We start from the raw sequence: 22106 nt of genomic DNA on the forward strand, positions 1-22106 counted from the left end.
TAATAATAATGTAGTTTTTGAAAAAGGGGTATTAATAAGAAGTTTAATAGATTCATGATTTATTTTGACATATCTTTCCTTAAAAGTTACTTTTAGGTTTTAATTATTTTTTTTTAAATCGTTATACAAATGTTAATAGAAATTTAATAAGCGAATAATTTTAAAATTTCTTTATTTACTATATTTAAATAACTTTTTGTTTTGTTTTTAACTGGTTTACAGGTGTTTGAGGTGTATGATTGGTGGTTTTACTGGTGAGAATAATCGTGAAGAATTGGCTTTATTTGTAAACAAAATGATATTTATGCTATTTTTTATTGTGTATTAAGATAAAATTGTGTTAAATTTGTCATTCATAACTAACTGCTAAAACTATAATAAGCCTATATAACAAAATTACTTTTTAGAAGAGAACTCCCCCAAACTTTATTAATCTAAAAGGAATTGTTATGGCTAATAGTATACAAATATCTGACGCTTTATTGGTAAAAGAATATGTTGACGGTGACGAAAGTGCATTGGCTACATTAATCAGAAGACACGAATCTAAAATTTATGGGTTTATTTACTCTAAAATTTCAGATAGAGACATTTCTAATGATATCTTTCAGGATACATTTATCAAAGTGATAAAAACTTTAAAAACCAGTTCCTATAACGAAGAAGGTAAATTCTTGCCTTGGGTAATGCGAATTGCTCATAACTTAATTATTGACCATTTTCGTAAAGTGAAAAAAATGCCATTGTTTAGAGAAACAGAGGAGTTTTCTATTTTTTCAATTATGCCAGATGAATCTCTAACTGTTGAAAATCAAATTATAGCAGATCAAGTAGAGGTAGATCTTAGAAAATTAATAGAAGGTCTTCCTGCGGATCAAAAAGAAGTACTAATCATGAGAATGTATCATGATATAAGTTTCAAAGAAATTTCTGAACTAACAGGGGTGAGTATTAATACTGCTTTGGGCAGAATGCGCTATGCCTTAATGAATTTGAGAAAAATAATAGAAAAAAATCAAATCATTTTGACGAATTGACAATAAATAAAGTATTCTTCCGTTTTAATATAAAATCAAACTTTATATACTTATGGAAAAGAATTACTCTAAAAAGTCAAAAATCACCAAAAAAATGAAACCAGATAAAGAGATAGTCTCTTTTTTATTAAATTACTCGAAGGCATTAAAAGTTGTCAAAATAGAGGGAGAGGTTTTTGAGATTATTGTCAATTAATACTCTTTTTAAATTCTAAATAAAGAATTTCAAGCTTTAAAAGCTAAGCTTGAGTAATCAATTTCACTAATTTTCTTAAAAGATTAGTGAAATTTGTTATTTATAGCCGATTCATTTTTTGTTAAATTCACTCAAAACTGATTTTCGCCCGATTGTTCTGGTTATGATATCTTTTTCTAAATTCCAACCTCGCGCAGGTGAATACTCACGTCCGTACCAAATAATTTGTAAGTGTAAATCATTCCATAATTCTTCAGGAAATATGCGTTTGGCATCTTTTTCGGTTTGAACCACACTTTTTCCATTGGTCAGATTCCAACGATACATTAATCTATGAATGTGTGTATCAACTGGAAACGCAGGTACTCCAAAAGCTTGTGACATGACTACACTTGCTGTTTTATGTCCTACTGCTGGTAATTCTTCCAGATATTCAAAACTTTGAGGCACAATTCCGTTATGTTTCTCTATCAAAATTTGTGACAAACCATAAATACCTTTCGATTTCATAGGCGATAATCCGCAAGGTCGAATGATTTCCTTAATCTCTTCTACAGAAAGTTTAACCATGTCGTACGGATTGTCTGCTTTTGCAAAAAGTAAAGGTGTAATCTGATTTACTCTAACATCTGTGCATTGAGCCGAAAGTAAAACGGCAATCAATAATGTGTATGGATCTTTATGATCCAGCGGAATAGGAATCGTAGGGTATAATTCGTTTAATGTATTTATGACAAATGTTATGCGTTCCTGTTTGGTCATTTTTTTCTAAGTTACTAAGATTCTAAGTTGCTAAGGTACTAAGATTTTAAAAATTAAACTAAAAAGCACAATTACACATTAACAAACAATCTCGGAAACTTAGTATCTTAGCAACTTAATAACTAACTCAGCAACTCGAAAAAAAAATGACTATATTAAAAAAAGGAGATCAAGCACCTAATTTTTCATGCTTAGATCAAGATGGTAAACTGCATCAACTAGCTGATTATGCTGGTAAAAAGTTAGTGGTTTTCTTTTATCCAAAAGCATCTACACCAGGTTGTACAGCAGAAGCATGTGATTTGAGAGATAATTTTGAGCGTTTTCAAGCCAATAATTATGCTCTTTTAGGAGTGAGTGCGGATAGTGCAAAAGCACAAGCCAAGTTCAAAGATAAATACGAATTTCCGTTCCCGTTGCTAGCAGATGTAGATAAATCTGTAATCTCAGCTTTTGGAGTTTGGGGCCCAAAAAAGTTTATGGGAAGAGAATATGATGGAATTCATAGAACTACCTTTATAATTGATGAAAACGGAATTATTGATGAAGTAATTTCAGAAGTAAAAACAAAGGCTCACGCTAATCAGATATTGGGATAGGGAGTATTTAATTAAAAATTATTTATGCAATATCGCCTTTTCAGAATCGGTGGAATGGCATAAAATAGTTTTGTAATATTGATGACGGATATTTAAAACTCACTTTTTAAAATAAAAAAAATCCAAGAATGACAATTTGTTTTCTTGGATTTTTTAATAAAGTTATATCTCTTTATGGATGATGAAATCTTAATTGCTCGTTTCCAAAAGTGAATTTGGGTGATATCCAAAAAGATGTTTTTCTTTGATTAATTCAGGAACTCCTGGAGGTAGCATAGATTCCCAACCTGGTTTTCCTTCACTGATCATTTTTAATACTTCACGAGAGAATACTTTTAAAATTTCAGGATTATAGTCATCAATATCTACTACTTTTCCGTTGAATTTAAAGAATTTATACAATTCTTTCATTCTAGGATGTACTTTTAAATTTGCAGAAGTTATTATTTCTCCATCTTCACCTAGCATAGGGTATAAGAATACTTTCATGTCGCGATAGAATAATTTCCCGAAAGCTTCAAGGATTCCACCGCTCAAGTGACGATAGTATTTTTCGTCAAAGATATCAATCAAGTTGTTTACTCCCATGGCAAGACCCATTCTGGCCTTAGTGTAGTTAGAGAAATATTCAACTACTTTATAATATTCTTGGAAATTAGAAATCATTACTGTTTGCCCTAATGAACAAAGTAATTCCGCTCTATCCATAAAATCTCTTTCGTCAATTTCTCCATCAGAACGAAGATTAGACAATGTAATCTCAAAAATTACTAAAGTATTTTCTTTCTCTACTTTGTTTTCTTCCAGAAACATTTTTAATGATTCTTTGTACATGTCCATGTTTACCTTAGTAACAGGACGGAAACTGCCTCTAAAGGCAAGGATGTTTTTCTTGTATAAAATTGCAGCTGGAAGGATATTTTTTCCTTCTGGATTGAACATTACCGCATCTGTCATGCCATTTTTTACCAATTGTAAACTCATCAATCGATTGTCTACATCTGCAAAACGTGGACCAGAGAAATTGATAGTGTCAATCTCTAATTGATCTTTGTCTAAGTGATCGTATAAATAACGTAATAGTTTTTTAGGATCATTGTATTTGTAAAAGGCACCATATATTAAGTTCACACCAAGTACACCAAGTGTTTCTTGTTGCAACCTAGAATCTGTTTCTTTGAAACGAATGTGAATAATAATCTCATTGTAGGCTTCATTTGGATCAAGTTGGTATCTAATTCCTACCCATCCGTGACCTTTGAATTGTTTAGCAAAATCTATTGTAGCAACTGTATTGGCATAACTGAAAAACAATTTGTTAGGATGTTTTGTTCGGCTTAATCGTTCTTCGATCAGTTCACCTTCAAAGGTAAGCATCTTTTTAAGTCGGCTTTCTGTTACATAACGGCCGTCATCTTCAACTCCATAAACCGCATCACTAAAGTCTTTATCATATGCAGACATTGCTTTTGCGATTGTTCCAGATGATCCACCTGATCTAAAAAAATGTCTTACTGTTTCTTGACCAGCCCCAATTTCAGCAAAAGTCCCGTAAATGTTTTCATTTAAATTGATACGAAGTGCTTTGTCCTTTAAAGAAGGAATTTGCTCAATGACTTTGTCTCCTTTTAGTTTTATTTTGGCTTCCATTTTTTTTGTTTAAATTCGGCAATTATGTTACAAAGTTAATGAAATAGGCTGCTTATGAAAGAGAATTAATTCTATTTTTGTAAAAAAAACTAACAGAGTTGAAGGTATATTTTTTAGGAACAGGTACGTCACAAGGAATTCCTATTATAGGGAGTGATCATGAGGTGTGTAAAAGTACTGATAGTAAGGATAAAAGACTTAGAGTTTCGGTTTGGATTACTTGGGATGATCATTCTTATGTTATTGATTGCGGTCCGGATTTTAGACAACAAATGTTAACTAGCAATTGCAAAAAAGTTGAAGGAATTCTTTTTACGCACGAACATTCTGACCATACTGCAGGTCTGGATGACATACGTCCCTTTAATTTCAGACAAGGTGAGATGCCAATTTATGCTCATAAGCGAGTTATTGAAAATCTCCAAAAACGGTTTGATTATATTTTTGAAACCCAAAATAGATATCCGGGAGCTCCTTCTGTAAAAACTTTTGAAGTAGAAAATAATAAGCCATTTTCTATTGGTGATAAAATGGTGATTCCTGTTAATGTTATGCATGGAAGTCTTCAGGTTTTTGGATACAGAATTGATGATTTTGCTTATTTAACCGATGTTAAAACCATTGAAGATAGTGAAGTTGATAAATTAAAAAACTTAAAAGTATTGGTGGTTAATGCTTTACGGGAAGAACTGCACGATAGTCATTTCAATTTGCAGGAAGCATTAGATTTTATAACTTTGGTCAAGCCACAAAAGGCCTATATTACACACATAAGTCATATTCTGGGTTTTCATGAAGAAGTACAAAAAGAGCTTCCTGATAATGTTTTCTTAGCTTATGATAATTTAGAAATTACAATTTAATATACATGAAAAAATCATTCCTCCTTTACGCTTTAATTTTGTCTTTAGTTTTTAATGTTTATACCTATATGTTTTTAAGTAAAGAGGTAACTTTTGAGCAAGAAAAATATAAAAAAACGACAGCTAAATTAAAAGACAGTTTGCAATCTGTTACCAATAAATTGTCTGATGCTAATTATTTTTCATTGGAGAAAAATGAAAATGCCCAAAATTATTTTGAAACGGTAAAGTCTGATAAAATAAGGAACTATGCTACCTTAATTCCTTATATTACTGCACAATTATTGGATTTAAATGCAAATCCAAAAGGGAATCCTTATATTGGACAAGAACAATTGGGAGCCAATAAATTTGTGATTAACAAAGTAAAAGTATTAAATCACCGTTGGATAATTGCTGATTATAGCGATGGAGAATATTGGGGAGAGGTGTTGTTGAAATACTTTATCAATGACGATGAAAGCGTTTCTTTCGAAGTTAATCAGTCTCTTCTATATCAGAAGTAAAAAAAAAGTGTTTAGTTTGTTAGCACTTAATTGATACTAACAAACTAAACACTGAATATTAATTTTGAGCTAACCAGTTTTTTAAATCATAAAAATTTTGTGGTGCTACCCCATGGCCTACAGGGTATTCTTTATAAACAATAGCAACTCCTAATTTTTCTAGAATCCCAGGGGTTTTTCTAGCCCAATCTACAGGGATTACTTGATCTACAGTTCCGTGTGAAGCAAATATTTTAAGTTGGTTTAGATTGTTTTTTAAATAATCTTCGGCTACGATTTCTAAATTGAGGTAACCGCTCATAGCTACTACTTTATTGATTTTTTCTGGATACGAAAGTGCTACAGCATAACTCAAAATTGATCCTTGGCTAAAGCCAAAAAGAGTCACATTATTAGAGTCAATAGCATAGTTACTTGCTAACTCATCAATAAAGCGAGCAATTGTATCTCTGGAAATTCGGGCTTGATCATTATCTGAAAATTTGTTTTGATCAGCATCAAAATTTATTGCATACCAAGCGTAACTTCCGTATTGTAAATCATAAGGAGCACGCGCCGAAATTACATAATATTCATCCGGTAATTCTGTAGCAAAAGAAAACAAATCAGCCTCATTGCTTCCGTAACCATGAAGCATTAGTATGACTGGGTTTTTATCTAAAATTACTTTGGGTTCTCTTATTTTATATTCTAAGGATAGATTCATTTTTTATATTTTAGTTCCTATCCCGAAGTTTCGGGACGGAATCAGATTTTATGATTTATTCTAAATAAAGTTGAATTTATTTTAAGAAATGCTTTTAAGCCATTTTTGAAAATAAGTTCCCAATAATGGAAGAGGTTTTGTCTCACCTTTTATTGCGCCAAATATGCCATAAGTCCATAAAACTGAAATGAAAACCCACATTGGTGCAGAAATCATCAGGCTGTCAAAGTTACTAATGATTAGTCCTAATGAAATAAAGGTGATTGTTAACCCCAATCCTTGGCGGATATGAAAGGAAGCGAATTCATTCTTGTCTTCGGCATTCATAGACATGGCTATAAATACACCAATACCTAAAATATAACTGGTGATTGCGGCTGTTTTTCCAGCTTCGATAGTAGTATTGTTCATGCTATTTGTTTATCCTAAAATTAATTTCCCTTGGTTAAAAATTCCATACGCTTTTCCTTTTAGATTGGTTCCTAGGAATGCTGAATTTTTTGATTTTGAAAGTATGTTTTCTTTTGTGAAAACACTATTACCTTCCGGATTAAACAAAGTAATATCGGCTATTTCGCCTTCGTTAATACTATTGTTTGGAATACTGAAAATGGTTTTTCCTGAGGTAAATTTTTCGATTATAGTTTCTAATGGGAGTACAGTCATTAAGGCGCCAAATGCACTTTCTAGTCCTATGGTTCCATTTTTGGCCATATCAAACTCCATTTTTTTGTGTTCGATATCGATAGGGTTATGATCTGTAGTAATCATATCGATAGTTCCATCTAGAATTCCGTTGAGTAATGCTTGTCTGTCATTCTCAGCTTTCAATGGTGGAGTCACTTTATATCGTGTGTCAAATTCTTCTAGTTTCTCATCCGTTAATACTAAATGATGTACGGTTGCACTACAAGTAACGTTAAGTCCTTTTGCTTTGGCTTCTTTGATTAATTGTACCGATTTTGCTGAAGAAATGGTTGGGATATGCATTTTACCGCCAGTATATTCTAGAAGGAATAAGTTTCTGGCAATCAGTAATTCTTCTGCTAGATTCGGAATGCCTTTCAGTCCCAATCGTGTAGAAACAATACCTTCGTTCATGACGCCATTTCCTTTTATTTTGTCGTCTTGTGCAAAAGCAATGACTAGTCCATCAAAATCCTGTACGTATTGCAAGGCTATTTTTAGGAGATTGGCATTGTCTAAACTTTTGGTATAATCGCCAAAAGCTACTGCGCCAGAGTTTTTCATGTCATACAACTCGGCCATGTCTTTACCTTCACTTTCCTTGGTTAGAGCACCTATCGGAAACAATTGTGTGGCAAAACCATTGGCTTTACTTTTTACAAAATTAACCTGAGCTTGATTGTCTATAATAGGGAATGAATTGGGTTGCAAAGCAATGGCTGTAAAACCGCTTTTGGCAGCAACATCTAGCCCGTTTGCAATAGTTTCCCGGTCTTCAAATCCTGGCTCTCCCAAGGAAACACTACTGTCAAACCATCCTTGTGAAAGGTGAAGGTTTTCTAGTTTTAGTTCTTCGGCATCATCAGTATTTGGAAGTGCCTTTCCAATTTTTTTTATAAAACCATCTACAATTAAAAGATCTACAGTCTGGTTGTGAAAAGGACTTTTCGAATCGATAATTTTTGCTTCTCGGATGATTATTTTCATGTGTAGTTATTATTTGCTTTTTATGGGAACATATTGTCGCAATTCTTTATTCTCATTCTTCGCGACTTCATGTGTACTTTGTAATTTTTAGTAATCGAATTGTTATTTTATAAATTTTATAATTGCCATTTCTAACGCTAAAAATAACAGTGCAAAGATAATAAACCATTTCCAAATTTGATTGTCACTTCGGTTGGTTTGTAACGTGTCAAAAATGGTTGTAATGGAATCACTCGTTTTATAATTGGATAACAAACTTTCATCAATTTGATCCAAATTACTTTCGGTTCTAGCATAATTAAAACTGATGTTTTCTATTGGCGTTTTGGAATCATAAATAGTGAAATTGCCCGCTTTCTCTGGATAATCATTAAAAAACAATTGTACTTTATTATTTAACAGTTGTTGTACTGGGATGAATTGTTCTTCTGAGTTTTTTACACTTAGAATTTCATCTTTAGATAATAAAGTAGAAACAAGATAAGAGCTGTTATTTCCTATGGTGTTTGCATTAATTCCATTATTTTGCTTGTTTAATGCCATTTTATAGAAAACTGGAACAATCAATGGGGACAGTTGAAAATTAGAATTTGATAGATTCAACGGAGCCGAAAACACATAAACAGATGAAATAGTATTTCTAAGCGCTATTAAAAATGGTGATTGATCCTCAAAGTTTAGAATGGCTGAACTTGTAGTCGAAATCGTGAATTCTTTTTTAGTTTTTGGATATTGAAAATTATTTGTTTTGTTTTCAAATACACCTGCAAATAATGGATGATTAAAGTTGATTTTGGTAATCAGTTTTTCATTCGATTCTAATGATTTGTATTGAGTGGAGCCAAACTGATTTAGTAACGCATTCAAATTGGTTATTGAGGCGGTTTCGGATGGAATTACAATAAGATTTCCGCCTTTGCTCACAAAGGATTTTAAAGTGGTTTGTAAGGATTGTGGAATTTCATCAAGTTCATTCAATACAATTGCATCTTGTTTGTCAATGCTGTTGTAATCAAGAGTGCTTAAGGTGAAAGAACTATAATTGAACTCATCATTCGTATAGATTCGACTCAAGAAATTGTTTTTTTCTGGAGCGCCAATGCTAATAATATTGGTTTTTTTGATTTTTGAAATACTAAAAAATAATTTATTGTCATAGGCCAAATCATTGTCTTCTATAGAAACGTAGCCATGAAAAGCTTGTTTTGGAATTGTAAAATTGATGGTTTCTTTTTTGTTCTTAAAATTAATTATAGTTTTAGCAATCAGTTTATTCTGATTGTATAAAGCCATCGGAACAGGTTTGAAATCTGTACTGTAGTTGGTGGTAACAATCCCTAATTCATAAAAATCATCTAGTGTTTGGTGAATAAAAACACTATCGATAGCTACATTGTTTTTTTGTTCTGCCTTTGGAATTATAAAATAAGGAATGTTATCGTTGCCGATATTTTTTAATTGATTTTGGGATAAACCCACGGCATCGGTAATGATTATAATATCTTTTTTGAAAGCTGATTTGTGTGCTTTTACTTTAGCGATTATATTGTCCAGTTGAAAAGGAATTGCACTATACTTTAGGTTTTGCAATTCATTTCGAATGGTTTTGATATCCGTATTCCAATAATTATTGGTATTGGTAAGTAATGAAAAGTTGGTGTTTTCCGGAGTTTCTTCGAGTAGTTCCTGAACGGCACGTTTTAGTAATTCCCCTTTTTTTCCTTTGGCTTGCATACTAAAGGAGTTGTCCAGAATAATATACATTTCATTGCTGGCATTTTTACTGTCTTTAGACTCGAAAAAGGGTTGTGCAAAGGCAAGAATAATACAAGTTAGTAAAAGTATTCTGCACGCCAAAAGCAACCATTTTTTGATATTGGAACTCTTTCTGGTTTGAATTGCAAGTGCTTTTAGGAAACGAACATTGGTGAAATATTCTTTTTTAAATCGTCTTAATTGAAACAAATGCACCAAAATTGGAACAATCAATAAGAATAGAAAGTATAGAATTTCGGGCTGTTTAAAGTGCATTCTAAAGTTTTGTTTGCTTCACAGGATTTTATTACAATGATATTCATTGAATTTTGTGTGTCAAAAATACAAATTTGTAAACAGTTTTTTATGATGTTGCCATTATTTTTCAAAACTGCAAACAAATACTGTGATTTAAAAAGATAATAAGTATTTTCGCTATTCTTTGAAAATTATAAAATATGAAAAAAGTTTATCTATTTCTTCTATTAATTTCTACCGTAGCTTCAATGCAGGCCCAAAAAAACTTATTGAATCTTCTTGTTGGTACTTATACCAATACATGTTATAGCAAAGGCATTTATACTTATGAATTTGATACCAATAATGCTCAAATGAGACTGAAAAAATCTTCGGACAGTATTGTCAATCCAAGTTATTTATCATTTTCTAAGGATAATAAATTTGTTTATGCAGTAAATGAAAACGGTGAGGAAAGCACTATAAGCTCTTTTGGGTTTGACTCCGTAAGTGGTAAGCCAAGTTTTATCAATAAAGAAAGTTCTAAAGGCGCTGACCCTTGTTATATCATTAATGATGATCAAAATGTAATTGTTGCCAATTATTCTGGTGGGAGTATTTCGGTTTTTGGTAAAAAGCAGGATGGTGGTTTAACCGAAGCAAAGCAGGTTATACAGCATTATGGTAATGGTACAAATGCAGATAGACAAGAAAAATCACATGTTCACATGGTTTATTTTTCGCCAGATAAGAAATATGTTTTAAGCAATGATTTAGGAAACGATAAAGTGTATGTGTATAATTATAACCCAACTGCAACTACTGATGTTTTAACATTAAAAGATAGTGTTTCTGTAAAAGCGGGTAGTGGACCTAGACATTTAACGTTTGGAAAGAAAGGAAAATACATGTATCTGTTACAGGAATTAGATGGTTCATTGACTACTTTCAGCTATGCAGAAGGGAAGTTAACCCCAATTAATGAAACCAGTATTTTAGCAAAAGATTTTAAAGGAGCTCCTAGCTCAGCCGATATTCATATTTCGCCTAACGGGAAATTTTTATACGCTTCGAATAGAGGAGAGGCCAATACTATTTCGATTTTTAAAATTTTAAAGAAAGGGAAATTAGAGCCAATAGGGGAAGTAAGTACTTTGGGGAAAGGACCGAGAAGTTTTGTGATTGATCCAACTGGGAAGTTTCTTTTGGTAGCACATCAGTATACCAATGATATTATGATTTTTAAGATTCATAAACGAAAAGGAACTCTAACTGATACAGGGAAAAAAATTGACCTATGTTCTCCTGTTTGTTTAATTTTTAATAATTAGTTGTATATGAATAGCAAAGATCAAATTGTAGAAAACGAAAATAGACTTTTAAAGGCTATACAGGAATCCGATATCACTGTTTTAGACGAATTATTGCATGATGATTTGCTTTTTAATATTCCAAATGGGATGACAATAACTAAGAATATGGATTTAGATAATTATAGATCGGGAAGTATAATTATTAATTCAATATTGCCTAGTGATCAAATTATAAATGTCATCGATGATACTGTGATTGTAGCGGTAACTTTGGTGTTGAATGGTAAATATGATGAGCAATCTTTGGATGGTAAATACCGATATTTAAGAGTTTGGAAATTATTTGACGATTCTTGGAAAGTAATTGCCGGAAATTGTGTTTTGTTATAATTGATAAAGTTTAGAGATAAAAATAGCCCATGAGATCGATCATGGGCTATTTTTTTATTGGAAATTAAGACTGTCAAATAGTAAAAGATATAAATATTGACGACTTAATTCTGTTTACTATTTCTTGTTTTTTCTCTTTTTGTCTCTTGTTTTCAGCATGTTTCTATTTACTGAACCGTGTGTTTTTTTCTTGGTTACTCCTGGTCCTCCTAAATTGACTTTCTTATTCTTTTTGCTTTTTTCATGAAAAGCACCTTCACCTACTAGTTTTTGTTTTTTTATCAAAATCTTAATAGGCTGCCTGTCTTTTTCTGGTCCAATCAATTTATCAGATACTTCAACTTCTTCTGGAAAAGTTTCAATGTCTAGCTCAGTATCCATTAAAATTTCAATAGCAATTTTTGATTCTTCTTCGCGTGGAGCTACAAGACTTATTGCTGTTCCAGTAGCATCAGCACGTCCCGTTCTACCAATTCTGTGCATGTATAATTCAGGTAATTCAGGCATCTCGAAGTTAATTACGTGTGTAATATTCGAAATATCTAAACCTCTTGCCATAATATCAGTAGTGATTAGTCCACGTAGATTTCCTTCCTGGAATTCAGCCATAGTGTTCAAACGGTAATTTTGAGATTTGTTGGAGTGAATAACACCAAACTGACCTTCAAAATCTTCCTCTATGCGTTCGTGAACCATATCCGAGATCTTCTTGTTATTCACAAAAACCAATACGCGACTCATGTCTTCGTTGGTTTGTAATAAGTGTTTTAAAAGATTGATTTTGGTATTGAAATTAGGAACTTGATATGTGATTTGTGTAATATTTTCTAATGGGGTTCCTGATGGTGAAAGTGTAACTTCTTTAGGATAATCAAAGTAATCATTCAAAACGGCATCTACCTCGTCAGTCATAGTTGCTGAGAATAGTATGTTTTGACGCTTTTTAGGCATCATTGCCAAAATAGCGGTCAATTGGGTACGGAAACCTAAATTTAGCATTTCGTCAAACTCGTCTATAACCAGTTTTTGCATTTCTTCAAAACGGATTACATTGTCTAATGTTAAATCCATAACTCTTCCTGGAGTTCCCACAAGAATATCACATCCTTGATACACTGTTGTTTTTTGGGTGTTGATATTTACCCCTCCAAAAATTCCAATGGTGCGAACAGACATGTATTTGGTTAGTTTTTCAACTTCTTCCACCACTTGAACTACAAGTTCGCGAGTTGGAACAAGGATTACTATTTTTGGAGTATGACCTGGTGTAAATTTGTATAATTTTAATAAAGGAAGTAAATAGGCAAATGTTTTACCAGTACCGGTTTGTGCAATTCCCATCATATCACGGCCAGACATTATCACAGAAAAAGTTTTTTCCTGAATAGGAGTTGGAGATGTAAAACCTAAATCGGTTATTGCTTTTTGTACAGATTTAGGAAGATTGAATTGTTCGAAAGTACTCATTTGTATTTTAATTTTGTGCAAAGATAGGTTTTTTGAAACTAAGGATCGAAAGCTTGTACTAACTTTGGCATTATTTGATAACATATTGATCTATAATACTCTTGAAGTTTGTGTTGGTAAAATCGTTTGAATAAGTATTAATTTATCATTGATTGATAAAAAAACAAGCAAACCCCATATACTATTTGTGGTAATAGTTATTAGGGTTTGCTGTGAATTTAAAAGAGTGTTATTCTTTGTTCTTGGATTATTTGATGACTTTTTTAAGCACTAATATTTATATTTTCCTCTTTTGGTTTTATGCTGAGATTTCTTTTTGTGAATAAGCGTTTCACTCTCAATAATAATTCGTTTGGATTGAATGGTTTTGAAACAAAATCATCGGCACCAAGATTAAAAGCTTCTACAACCGTTCCTTCCTCTTCTCCTAATGATGAAACCACTATCACAGGAATAGTTTCATAGTTTTCTTTAGTATAACCAATGATTTCTAATCCAGAGCGAAAAGGAAGCATAATATCGGTAATAATTAAATCAGGGATTAACACTGGAATTTTTTCAATAGCAATCAAGCCATCTTTACATGTTGTTACTTGATATCCTTCTTTTTTTAGAATAAACTCAAGGATTTTTATCATTAATACATCATCCTCTACAATTAATATTTTTAAATCTGTATTATCCATAATTTTTTTATTTTAATGATTAACCATCCAACAGGATTGATATAAAAAACCGATGAAATGAATAAAAAATCAGTTGTAATGCATTTGCTGTTATGAAACAACAATTATGCCAAACTTCTTTGAGAACATTTTTTGATTATTAATGTTTTTGTGTCTCTGAATTAGGTTAAGAACGTGAGGTTAAGTTTGTGGGATTGGGTGATATTAAATTTTGTGTAATTTTTGAGAGTAAGGAATAGGTAATTACACCAACTATACTTTTATATGAAATAATCAATATATAGTAATCAATTCTGAAGTTGTCCTTTTGGGATTTCCTTTCTGTGTTATTGCTTTTCTGAGTTTTATCAAATTATAATAATCTCTATGTATGAACTTGCTCTTATCAATAATCTACAGAACATTTGCAAAGGGGGAGGCTTATTTTTTTTCTTTCTAAGATTTGACTCCTAAGGAAGTTGCTCATTAGAGGCTAAATATTAGTAAAAAAGAAAGCTATAATTTTGCAATCTGTTAGCTGTGATTTTACCTTTTGTCTATGTATGACATTAATTATCGTTAAAAGTACGTTTTTTTATCTTTTTGTACAAATTTATTTATATTATTTTTTCATCAAAAACAGTAATAATTAGTTAGAGATCAAAAGATTAGCCTAGAGAGAATTAAAAGTAATAGGTTCTATGGGAAGGACAATAGTGTTGTGAATTTTGATTTTTAGGGAGTATGATTTTTTTAGCTTTGGTATAAAAATGTCTTTTACAATATGTTTTTAGAACTGATATTGAAACATCAAAGCAATTTCGGTTTCAATTTGCTTCAAGCCTGGGGAATATTCTTGATCGTTTATAGATAATTGTATGCCTGTTACATAATGCTCTCCAAACAATCTATAATAACCACCTCCAATTCTAAAGGAATTAAGTGATAAACGTTGTTCAATTTGTCCAAGGGTTGTACGCTCATCTGGCGAAGTTCCGTAACCTGCTATTAATGTTAAGTAATCAAAACGGGTGTTGAAATAATAACGACTTGTTAGTGTAAAAGCCGGATAAACTGTATCGTTGTCAAATTGAAAATACGATCTTAGATTGAGCCAATAGGAACCTAGATATTTTCCAATTCCAAGAACGGCAGTAGCAAAGTTGGTGTCATCGGTATCAATGTAGCGTATGCCTAGATCTCCTTCCCAGCCTTTATTGAAATTTTGAAAAAAGGAATATCCAAGCCTTAATTTAGGAAATACTGGATCGTCGCTATATCCAGCTCCAATGTAGGAATAACTGTTTTTACCTGTAAAAAGATAACTCTCAGCTTCATATTGAATACCATTGATTACGCTTTCTCCATTAGCATATCTGTTAGAATAATTGACTCTGGCAATGGCTGATCCCCAATTTCGTTGACAAATGTATTGTAAACTTCCATAATGCCAAGGCCCATATCCAGATCTGTCAAAGGTTGTAAAATTGTAATTCACCCCAATACGATCTGATTTGAGTCTGCTGTTTTCAATAAAATAATGCAGTTTGAAATCAGAATCTTTAGGATACATAGCTTGCATTTCTTTTAGATAGTCTTCACTTTTTTTCTTTTCTCCTTGCAATTCATAAATGGTGAGCTTTTTATATCGAAAATCTTTTTTTCCAGGATGTGCTTCAATAGCTTTATTGACTACTATCTCAGCATCGGTATAATTTTTTTCTTCAAGATCCATATTGATGAGGTAAGTATAAGCTTCTTCATAAACAGGATTTTTACTAATGACATAATTATAATAGTATCGAGCACTGTCTTTTACATTGGTTAACTGATAAATTCTACCGGTTAGTAAATGAAAATCGAGATATTCAGGAGCTAATTTCATTCCCAATTGGGTTTTCTTCAATGCCGATTCATAGTTTTTATCTTTGTTTACTTCTTTTATGGCAACATTCAAAAGACTGTCGATATCTATTTTTTGGGCCCAAACGGAATTATTATTCGCCATTCCGAATACAAGAAAAAGGATAAAGATGATTTTGATGTGGTTTATATGTTTCATATATGTAAAAGTTAATTGTTATTGGTCATATATGTTATTGCTTTTTTTATATAGGTGTTTGCTTGCGCAAACTTTTTGTTAATAGCGATTTCATGCCTTTCTAGAATTTTAGATTAAGTAACCTGATTTTGTTTTGGGGCGGTATTAAATCCTTGCCGTTGCATGTTTCCCCAGTTTTGTTCTTTTTGTCTAAAAAAATGGGAATACCCTTTTAATGAAGCATATACATTTACAGGATGGTAGCAAAATGGTTCAATTATAGCCATTAGAACGAGTATTATGATTTCTTTTGTATTGGCATAATTTTTATAGATAATATCATCTAAGAGTATGGATATAAACGTTATTATGAGGTAAAAAAGATAAACCGTAAGAGTAAGGTAGATTAAATAGATATAGTCTATGTCCAAGACAATTAAGCTAATAATTAATATCACTATTCCGATTAATTCTAAAATTGGGATTAAAAATTCGAACATAAAAAAATAAGGGAATATGAGAAACCCCATTCTTTCGTATTTTGGGTTAAAAAAAATATTTTTGTGTAAGTTTAAGGTTTGAATCAGTCCTCTTGACCAACGAACCCGTTGTCTGATTAAAACTTCTTTTGTAGCGGGAACTTCTGTCCAGCATAATGATTCTGGAATATATTGAATTAGAAAAGGGAGTTTATGGTCATACATGTATTTTCTCATTCGGGTTATGAGTTCCATATCTTCTCCCAATGATTTATGCCAATATCCTCCTGCTGCTATAGCAATTTCTTTGTCGAACATGCCAAGTCCTCCGGAAACCAATAATAAACCGTTTATTTGGCTCCAAGCCATTCTACCAAAAAGAAATGCACGAACATATTCTAGCTCCTGAAATCTTGGGTACCATCCTTTTGGAAAATGTATTTTGACCAAAAAACCATCTTTTACTTCGCATGAATTTGAGATTCTGATTCCTGCTCCAGTAGCAATTACTCTTTTTTTATTTTCTATAAAGGGTTTGGCTAATTTTATAATAGTGTCATTTTTTAAAATACAGTCTACATCTGTACACATAAATAACGGATACTTGGTAGAGTTTATCCCAACATTAGCCGCATCTGCTTTACTTTTTCTATTCTCCTTATCTACAACGAGTAGTTTTGAATATAATGGATTAGTAGATTTGTAGTGACCCCTTACAGGATTTGTTGGTATTTTTTCTTGGTAATAAAAGTCAACTTTAATCAAATCAAACTCTTTGATTAATTTTTGCAAAGTATCATCAGTACTACCATCATTTACCAATACAATTTCGAATTTTGGGTATGTCAATGACAGCAATGATTTTACATTATAAACTACGGTTGCTCCTTCATTAAAGGCAGGTGCAATAACCGATACACCAGGAATATGATTGGATTTTATAATAACATTATTAGGTATAAAGTTTTTGTTATTGAGATATTTTTTTATGGCATAGTATGAAAATAAAGCCAATAAGCAATATGAAAGTATGTAAGATGCTGAAAATAATCCCACAAATAATTCGTAATAGTATGAAAGGTTATCTAACATCATAGATATGGGGTTTTTACGTGTTTGACCATTTTTTGTACATCATAATCATCTTGGAAATGAACATTAAAATACTCAGAATTTATTTTGTGTAAGCAATAAACAGCATCGAGTTTATTGTTTTCGATGGTTTTGTCTTTTAATAATCCAGCTATGAAATTTTCAGAGTCAGTAGTCCCGATAACGGCCAAAGTATTAAAAATCTCTAATTTGTTTTGTGTGTCTTCCTGATGAAATTGCTCAATCAATATGGGTTCTGCTTCATGTATGTATAAAAAGTTTATTGCAGAAATTGCTTCTAATCGAACCAATTCATCTTCATGTCTTAATAGCTCTACAATAGCTTCATTATCATTGGTAAAGTTGTAAAACATCATTAATTTCAATCCGAGTTTTATGATTGATGCATTGTCAGAATGTATCCACTGACTTAAATTAGTGGGGATTTTTGTTTTTTTCTGATGAAGAATATCCATTATTTTGATTTCCTCAGCAATTGTAATTTGATGTGAAAAATCTAATAATGTTTCTAATTTATCGGGATCTAATGAAATTAAACTCAAAAAGGCACTGGATTGAACATTTTTGTTTTTGTGGTTTAAAAAAGGGATAATGTACATTTTCCCTTTTTCATATTCTAAAGATTCCAAATGGTACATCCCAATGCACTTTATATAAAATCGCTTGCTTTTTAAGAGCTTTTTTGTGTATTCAAATAAATCAAAGCTTTCATATAGAAAATGAAAAGTATTGGTAATATCTCCTTTTAGGTTTAGCTTCAAAAAAATAATTTCATTCAGTAATAATTTTTTGCACCATTTTTTTTTAAAAGGAATTTCTTTTTTGAATTGTTCTATTTCTATTTTGAAATTATTTTCGTCGAATGGAGAAAAAATTATTGATGTTAGAAAACTATCAATTTTACTTTTTGCAGATTCATATTTAGGTCTAAACAAGTCATATCTAAATCTATTCAAGATTAGAAATAATACTAATAGCGTAAAGCTACCTATTAGTATTGGTAAACCTATGAGGACAAAATAATGAATATATCTATCCATACAAAAGAGTTTTGTTTAATTACCATTATTAAAAACAAGCCAATGTTGTATTGTATTTATTTTTTTATTGAAAAAAAACTTACATAAAGATAATGATTATTTTAAATGTTTTGCAAGAATTGTAATTTAAAATAAAACATGATAGGTTGAAATTAAGGAGGTTATCTTATAAGTTGGGAAGATAATATCAAATACAATTTGCATTGTAATTGATAACAATGTCTTAGAAATTGCTCTTTTTTTGAGGGATTAAAAAGATTGAATAGTATAAATAATGGTGTTTATAGATTTTCTAAAAACCTTCAAAAACACCTAGTCCAAATAATGCAAAATCATATTTTACGGGGTCAGTTGGGTCTAACTCCCTAAGTTTTAAATCCAATTCGGCTAATGCTTTTCCATCGTTTTGTTTTCGTGTAAGCAAGCCTAGTTTTCGTGCTACATTTCCGGAATGAACATCCAGAGGGCAGGATAGGAGTGCAGGCGAAATAGATTTCCAGATACCTAAGTCAACACCTTTATTGTCCTGACGAACCATCCATCTTAGGTACATGTTGATTCTCTTGGCTGCCGATCCTCTTAAAGGGTCAGAAATGTGTTTTTGGGTTCGGTCGAGATGTGGAATTTCAAAAAACAATTTTTTGAATTCGTGAATGTTTTTTTGTAAATTATCTTCGCCTAAGTTAGTGCTGAAGACAGTTTCTAATCCACCATGATTTTTATAAATATGTTGTAAACCTTTTATAAACCCTATGAAATCTTGCCCGTTAAAAGTACGATGAACAAAGGTTTCTAAGCGCTCTAAGTCGGTTTCCTTATGTGTCATTACAAAATCGTAGGGTGAATTTCCCATCAATTCCATCATTTGATGCGAATTTTTGATAATCATTTTTCTATTACCCCAAGCAATGGTGGCACTCAGGAACCCAGCAATTTCTATATCTTCTTTTTGAGAAAACAAATGCGGAATTTGAACGGGATCACTCTCGATAAAATCCGTGTTGTTGTATAGCACTACTTTTTCGTCCAGGAAAGATTTGAGTTCTTGAAAAGTCATTTGATGGAAAGGTAATTTTGCTAAGGAACTTAAGTATTATAAAATTTGAAATTATAAAAATACTAATTGCTTATGATGGGTTACTGATTTGTCCATCAATCATTATTAGTTTTCTGTCAGCCATATTGGCAAGTTCTTCATTGTGGGTTACTATCACAAAAGTTTGCCCAAATTTATCTCGAAGTTGAAAAAATAACTGATGAAGATTTTCGGCAGAATGAGTGTCTAAATTCCCAGAAGGTTCATCGGCAAAAATAACATCAGGTTTGTTGATCAGCGCTCTGGCAACAGCAACACGTTGTTGTTCCCCTCCGGAAAGTTCATTGGGTTTGTGATCTATTCTATGGGACAATCCCAAATAATCTAATAGTTTTTTGGCTTCTTTTTCAGTTTCGGCTTTTGATTTATTGGCAATATATGCTGGAATACAAACATTTTCTAATGCTGTAAATTCAGGAAGCAATTGATGAAATTGGAAAATAAATCCCAAGTTTAAGTTTCTGAATTTTGATAATGATTTGTCATTCATTTTCAAAATATCTTCTTTATTTATGTGTAGTGAAGTTTGGTTTTCTCCATCTGTTTTAACAGAACTAGGCTTGTCTAAAGTCCCTAGAATTTGCAAAAGTGTTGTTTTTCCTGCACCCGAAGCACCAACAATAGAAACAATTTCGCCTTTTTTTATGTGTAAATCAACTCCTTTTAGTACTTCAAGCTGATCGTAAAATTTATGTATATTTTTTGCGTGTATCATTTCAAACTGTTTTTACAAAGAAACAAAGTTTCTATTGATAAAATCAAGGTATCACTTTTATTTTTTTGAGCGAAACTAACTTTTTATTTCTAAATAGTATTTGAGTTTATTTTGTCTGGATATTTAAATTTTGAGTAATTTAGACTAGATTAATTATGGTCTTGTGAGCCTTTATAAAAGAATAGTAATAGTATGAATGGAGATATTGAAAATACTTATGTTTCAAATAGTGATAATTTGAAAACTAAAAAACTCATTCTTGGAATTTTATTTGATGCAATCGGAATGTTGTCCTTTACCATTCCGCTTTTAGGTGAATTTCAAGATGTCGTTTGGGCACCACTGGCGGGTTTTTTAATGACCAAAATGTATGAGGGTAGAGTTGGTAAGGTAGCAGGTCTTTTAACTTTTGTTGAGGAAATTTTGCCTTTTACAGATGTAGTTCCTTCTTTTACCATAACTTGGATGTATACCTATTGGGTAAAAAGAAATTATAAAAGCGGTCTCAAAGACAATGTGAAAATAGAAAAATAGATATAGGTAATAGATTTAGTTTTTACTCTTTAATCAAAAAGCCTAAGCCCATACCTTTAAGCATTTTTTTCTCAAAGGCCCAAAAGAATTTAAACTGACCAAAGAGAAACCCTATGGCTACTAATAAAACTTGATAGATTGGGAAAATAAGAATTAATCGGACAGGGGTAAACCAAAGACCTAAATCTTCTTTAGTTATTCCCAACCACAAACAAACCGGTTTTGAGAGCCAAGCCGATGCAGATCCTGTTATTGCAAAAACGATAATAATTATTGTAAGTTGAAAATTGGATGTTAATCCCCAACGTTGTTTTAATCCTCCCATTATTTATTTATCATGAATACAAATATACAAGTTTTAATTTGTGATTATCTTTCTATTCGTATAGATTATGTAATATTTTAATTATAAAACGGTTGTTTCGCGGCTTAATTTTTTTGAAAAATAGGATCACTCATTTCGAATAATTTTTTTCTATTGATAATTCTGTATTACAGTTATTAAATGCAACATTAAAAACTCTTTTTTTCAGACTTAATAAAATCATTTGATTTACTATTAATTATGAACAAAGCCACTTAGTTGAGTGGCTTTGCTTTTTGTGATTAAATATGTTTCTAATTTTTATTTGATCTAACCTATGCAGGGTTTGCTGTATAATGGCACCCATCAAATTTATCTTGGAGGGACATAGCCATATAGTTTTTGTTTGTATTTGTTTTGAAAGTAGATCATGTAATTATAAATAAGATAGTTTACTTCATAACCATAATCAATATTTGGATCGTAATCGATTCTCATTTCGTATAAATTAGGACTGTATCTTAGAGGTTGTGAAACACGGTTGTTCCATTCCATAATATATCGGTAATTTTTATCTTCTAAATATTTTTGTGAATAAAACCCTCTAGGATGAGCAGTTGAATTTAACCAAGTATCAAATCCAGATTCAATGATAATAACTTCATAATTTAAGTCTTTATTAGCAATTTTTATGGTGTCTTTGCTTTCCGCTTTTGAGGTATCCTTTGTTGGGACAGTGGATTGTGAACTACTGCACCCTATAATTGCCAAAAGAATAATCGATATATAAATTAAATTTTTCATTTTAATGAATGTTAATGTAGAACGTGAAAAAAAAGAACTATTCAAAGAGAAAAAAATAAACAGTTGATGAATGCATCAACTAAATTAGACTCAAATTTAAGGATTTTTAGGGTAATTTGCCTTAGTTTTTTACTTAAAGTCAGGTTAAAATCTTGAATTT

General features: G+C 31.4%; 22 protein-coding genes. 7 read left to right on the forward strand and 15 right to left on the reverse strand.

The window, feature by feature from the left end:
- Positions 1-449: 449 nt before the first annotated feature.
- Complete coding sequence (locus OZP08_RS10200; protein ID WP_268845986.1) at positions 450-1037, forward strand: RNA polymerase sigma factor; 588 nt, start codon at positions 450-452, stop codon at positions 1035-1037.
- Between the two features lie 307 nt (positions 1038-1344).
- Here the strand turns inward: OZP08_RS10200 and OZP08_RS10205 are convergent, their stop codons facing one another.
- A complete protein-coding gene (locus OZP08_RS10205) occupies positions 1345-1995 on the reverse strand; it encodes an endonuclease III domain-containing protein (protein WP_268845987.1) in 651 nt (216 codons plus the stop codon).
- Between the two features lie 146 nt (positions 1996-2141).
- Between OZP08_RS10205 and bcp the strand changes: the two genes are divergently transcribed.
- Positions 2142-2594 (forward strand): thioredoxin-dependent thiol peroxidase, encoded by a 453-nt coding sequence (gene bcp / locus OZP08_RS10210; protein WP_268845988.1) that lies wholly within the window; start codon positions 2142-2144, stop codon positions 2592-2594.
- Positions 2595-2783: 189 nt separating this feature from the next.
- Here the strand turns inward: bcp and OZP08_RS10215 are convergent, their stop codons facing one another.
- Entirely contained in the window at positions 2784-4244 is a 1461-nt protein-coding gene (locus OZP08_RS10215) for a TonB-dependent receptor (protein ID WP_281321769.1), read from the reverse strand.
- Between the two features lie 98 nt (positions 4245-4342).
- On the opposite strand from OZP08_RS10215, the gene OZP08_RS10220 reads away from it, so the two are divergent.
- Together OZP08_RS10220 and OZP08_RS10225 are read left to right on the forward strand one after the other, a co-directional pair.
- On the forward strand, positions 4343-5107 hold the full coding sequence (locus tag OZP08_RS10220; protein ID WP_281321770.1) for an MBL fold metallo-hydrolase: 765 nt from the start codon (positions 4343-4345) through the stop codon (positions 5105-5107).
- Between the two features lie 5 nt (positions 5108-5112).
- Entirely contained in the window at positions 5113-5613 is a 501-nt protein-coding gene (locus tag OZP08_RS10225) for a hypothetical protein (RefSeq protein ID WP_268845989.1), read from the forward strand.
- A gap of 58 nt (positions 5614-5671) precedes the next feature.
- On the opposite strand, the gene OZP08_RS10230 is transcribed toward OZP08_RS10225, so the two are convergent.
- From OZP08_RS10230 to OZP08_RS10245, 4 genes are all read right to left on the reverse strand, one after another.
- Entirely contained in the window at positions 5672-6319 is a 648-nt protein-coding gene (locus OZP08_RS10230; protein ID WP_268845990.1) for an alpha/beta hydrolase, read from the reverse strand.
- An 81-nt stretch (positions 6320-6400) separates the two neighbouring features.
- Positions 6401-6730: a hypothetical protein gene (locus tag OZP08_RS10235; protein WP_268845991.1), complete on the reverse strand. Its 330-nt coding sequence runs from the start codon at positions 6728-6730 to the stop codon at positions 6401-6403.
- A 9-nt stretch (positions 6731-6739) separates the two neighbouring features.
- Positions 6740-7993, reverse strand: coding sequence for a dihydroorotase (locus OZP08_RS10240; protein WP_281321771.1), 1254 nt, complete (start codon positions 7991-7993; stop codon positions 6740-6742).
- Positions 7994-8095: 102 nt separating this feature from the next.
- Positions 8096-10024: a BatA domain-containing protein gene (locus tag OZP08_RS10245; RefSeq protein WP_281321772.1), complete on the reverse strand. Its 1929-nt coding sequence runs from the start codon at positions 10022-10024 to the stop codon at positions 8096-8098.
- Positions 10025-10206: 182 nt separating this feature from the next.
- On the opposite strand from OZP08_RS10245, the gene OZP08_RS10250 reads away from it, so the two are divergent.
- Positions 10207-11316 carry a lactonase family protein gene (locus tag OZP08_RS10250; protein WP_268845993.1) on the forward strand — a complete coding sequence of 370 codons (1110 nt, stop codon included), beginning with the start codon at positions 10207-10209 and terminating at the stop codon, positions 11314-11316.
- 6 nt (positions 11317-11322) lie between these two features.
- The gene (locus OZP08_RS10255) at positions 11323-11688 is read left to right on the forward strand and encodes a nuclear transport factor 2 family protein (RefSeq protein WP_268845994.1); all 366 of its coding nucleotides are present in this window, start codon (positions 11323-11325) and stop codon (positions 11686-11688) included.
- A gap of 117 nt (positions 11689-11805) precedes the next feature.
- On the opposite strand, the gene OZP08_RS10260 is transcribed toward OZP08_RS10255, so the two are convergent.
- From OZP08_RS10260 to OZP08_RS10290, 7 genes are all read right to left on the reverse strand, one after another.
- Positions 11806-13155 carry a DEAD/DEAH box helicase gene (locus tag OZP08_RS10260; RefSeq protein ID WP_268845995.1) on the reverse strand — a complete coding sequence of 450 codons (1350 nt, stop codon included), beginning with the start codon at positions 13153-13155 and terminating at the stop codon, positions 11806-11808.
- 263 nt (positions 13156-13418) lie between these two features.
- On the reverse strand, positions 13419-13841 hold the full coding sequence (locus OZP08_RS10265) for a response regulator transcription factor (RefSeq protein ID WP_268845996.1): 423 nt from the start codon (positions 13839-13841) through the stop codon (positions 13419-13421).
- 769 nt (positions 13842-14610) lie between these two features.
- The gene (locus OZP08_RS10270; protein ID WP_281321773.1) at positions 14611-15882 is read right to left on the reverse strand and encodes a YaiO family outer membrane beta-barrel protein; all 1272 of its coding nucleotides are present in this window, start codon (positions 15880-15882) and stop codon (positions 14611-14613) included.
- Between the two features lie 113 nt (positions 15883-15995).
- Positions 15996-17435 carry a glycosyltransferase family 2 protein gene (locus tag OZP08_RS10275; RefSeq protein ID WP_281321774.1) on the reverse strand — a complete coding sequence of 480 codons (1440 nt, stop codon included), beginning with the start codon at positions 17433-17435 and terminating at the stop codon, positions 15996-15998.
- On the reverse strand, positions 17432-18493 hold the full coding sequence (locus tag OZP08_RS10280) for a HEAT repeat domain-containing protein (protein ID WP_281321775.1): 1062 nt from the start codon (positions 18491-18493) through the stop codon (positions 17432-17434). The genes OZP08_RS10275 and OZP08_RS10280 overlap by 4 nt, the downstream gene beginning before the upstream one ends.
- A 292-nt stretch (positions 18494-18785) precedes the next feature.
- The gene (locus OZP08_RS10285) at positions 18786-19550 is read right to left on the reverse strand and encodes a TIGR02757 family protein (protein ID WP_281321776.1); all 765 of its coding nucleotides are present in this window, start codon (positions 19548-19550) and stop codon (positions 18786-18788) included.
- Between the two features lie 70 nt (positions 19551-19620).
- Positions 19621-20304: an ABC transporter ATP-binding protein gene (locus tag OZP08_RS10290; protein WP_268846002.1), complete on the reverse strand. Its 684-nt coding sequence runs from the start codon at positions 20302-20304 to the stop codon at positions 19621-19623.
- A 192-nt stretch (positions 20305-20496) separates the two neighbouring features.
- Here OZP08_RS10290 and OZP08_RS10295 point away from each other — a divergent pair, with 192 nt between their 5' ends.
- Positions 20497-20838: a hypothetical protein gene (locus OZP08_RS10295; RefSeq protein WP_268846003.1), complete on the forward strand. Its 342-nt coding sequence runs from the start codon at positions 20497-20499 to the stop codon at positions 20836-20838.
- Positions 20839-20860: 22 nt separating this feature from the next.
- Here the strand turns inward: OZP08_RS10295 and OZP08_RS10300 are convergent, their stop codons facing one another.
- Positions 20861-21163, reverse strand: a complete 303-nt coding sequence (locus OZP08_RS10300) for a DUF6787 family protein (RefSeq protein WP_268846004.1) — start codon at positions 21161-21163, stop codon at positions 20861-20863.
- A gap of 351 nt (positions 21164-21514) precedes the next feature.
- The gene (locus OZP08_RS10305) at positions 21515-21946 is read right to left on the reverse strand and encodes a DUF6146 family protein (RefSeq protein WP_268846005.1); all 432 of its coding nucleotides are present in this window, start codon (positions 21944-21946) and stop codon (positions 21515-21517) included.
- Positions 21947-22106 lie beyond the last annotated feature (160 nt).

This window comes from Flavobacterium aestivum (assembly GCF_026870175.2).
Lineage (GTDB): Bacteria > Bacteroidota > Bacteroidia > Flavobacteriales > Flavobacteriaceae > Flavobacterium > Flavobacterium aestivum.

Bases quoted from the DNA above. Each gene is read 5' to 3' on its own strand.
- OZP08_RS10265 (WP_268845996.1), bottom strand. From the start codon at position 13,841: ATGGATAATACAGATTTAAAAATATTAATTGTAGAGGATGATGTATTA.
- OZP08_RS10295 (WP_268846003.1), top strand. From the start codon at position 20,497: ATGAATGGAGATATTGAAAATACTTATGTTTCAAATAGTGATAATTTG.
- OZP08_RS10240 (WP_281321771.1), bottom strand. From the start codon at position 7,993: ATGAAAATAATCATCCGAGAAGCAAAAATTATCGATTCGAAAAGTCCT.
- OZP08_RS10205 (WP_268845987.1), bottom strand. From the start codon at position 1,995: ATGACCAAACAGGAACGCATAACATTTGTCATAAATACATTAAACGAA.
- OZP08_RS10305 (WP_268846005.1), bottom strand. From the start codon at position 21,946: ATGAAAAATTTAATTTATATATCGATTATTCTTTTGGCAATTATAGGG.
- OZP08_RS10300 (WP_268846004.1), bottom strand. From the start codon at position 21,163: ATGGGAGGATTAAAACAACGTTGGGGATTAACATCCAATTTTCAACTT.
- OZP08_RS10255 (WP_268845994.1), top strand. From the start codon at position 11,323: ATGAATAGCAAAGATCAAATTGTAGAAAACGAAAATAGACTTTTAAAG.
- OZP08_RS10260 (WP_268845995.1), bottom strand. From the start codon at position 13,155: ATGAGTACTTTCGAACAATTCAATCTTCCTAAATCTGTACAAAAAGCA.
- bcp (WP_268845988.1), top strand. From the start codon at position 2,142: ATGACTATATTAAAAAAAGGAGATCAAGCACCTAATTTTTCATGCTTA.
- OZP08_RS10275 (WP_281321774.1), bottom strand. From the start codon at position 17,435: ATGATGTTAGATAACCTTTCATACTATTACGAATTATTTGTGGGATTA.
- OZP08_RS10270 (WP_281321773.1), bottom strand. From the start codon at position 15,882: ATGAAACATATAAACCACATCAAAATCATCTTTATCCTTTTTCTTGTA.
- OZP08_RS10235 (WP_268845991.1), bottom strand. From the start codon at position 6,730: ATGAACAATACTACTATCGAAGCTGGAAAAACAGCCGCAATCACCAGT.
- OZP08_RS10245 (WP_281321772.1), bottom strand. From the start codon at position 10,024: ATGCACTTTAAACAGCCCGAAATTCTATACTTTCTATTCTTATTGATT.
- OZP08_RS10215 (WP_281321769.1), bottom strand. From the start codon at position 4,244: ATGGAAGCCAAAATAAAACTAAAAGGAGACAAAGTCATTGAGCAAATT.
- OZP08_RS10250 (WP_268845993.1), top strand. From the start codon at position 10,207: ATGAAAAAAGTTTATCTATTTCTTCTATTAATTTCTACCGTAGCTTCA.
- OZP08_RS10290 (WP_268846002.1), bottom strand. From the start codon at position 20,304: ATGATACACGCAAAAAATATACATAAATTTTACGATCAGCTTGAAGTA.
- OZP08_RS10280 (WP_281321775.1), bottom strand. From the start codon at position 18,493: ATGGATAGATATATTCATTATTTTGTCCTCATAGGTTTACCAATACTA.
- OZP08_RS10230 (WP_268845990.1), bottom strand. From the start codon at position 6,319: ATGAATCTATCCTTAGAATATAAAATAAGAGAACCCAAAGTAATTTTA.
- OZP08_RS10225 (WP_268845989.1), top strand. From the start codon at position 5,113: ATGAAAAAATCATTCCTCCTTTACGCTTTAATTTTGTCTTTAGTTTTT.
- OZP08_RS10285 (WP_281321776.1), bottom strand. From the start codon at position 19,550: ATGACTTTTCAAGAACTCAAATCTTTCCTGGACGAAAAAGTAGTGCTA.
- OZP08_RS10200 (WP_268845986.1), top strand. From the start codon at position 450: ATGGCTAATAGTATACAAATATCTGACGCTTTATTGGTAAAAGAATAT.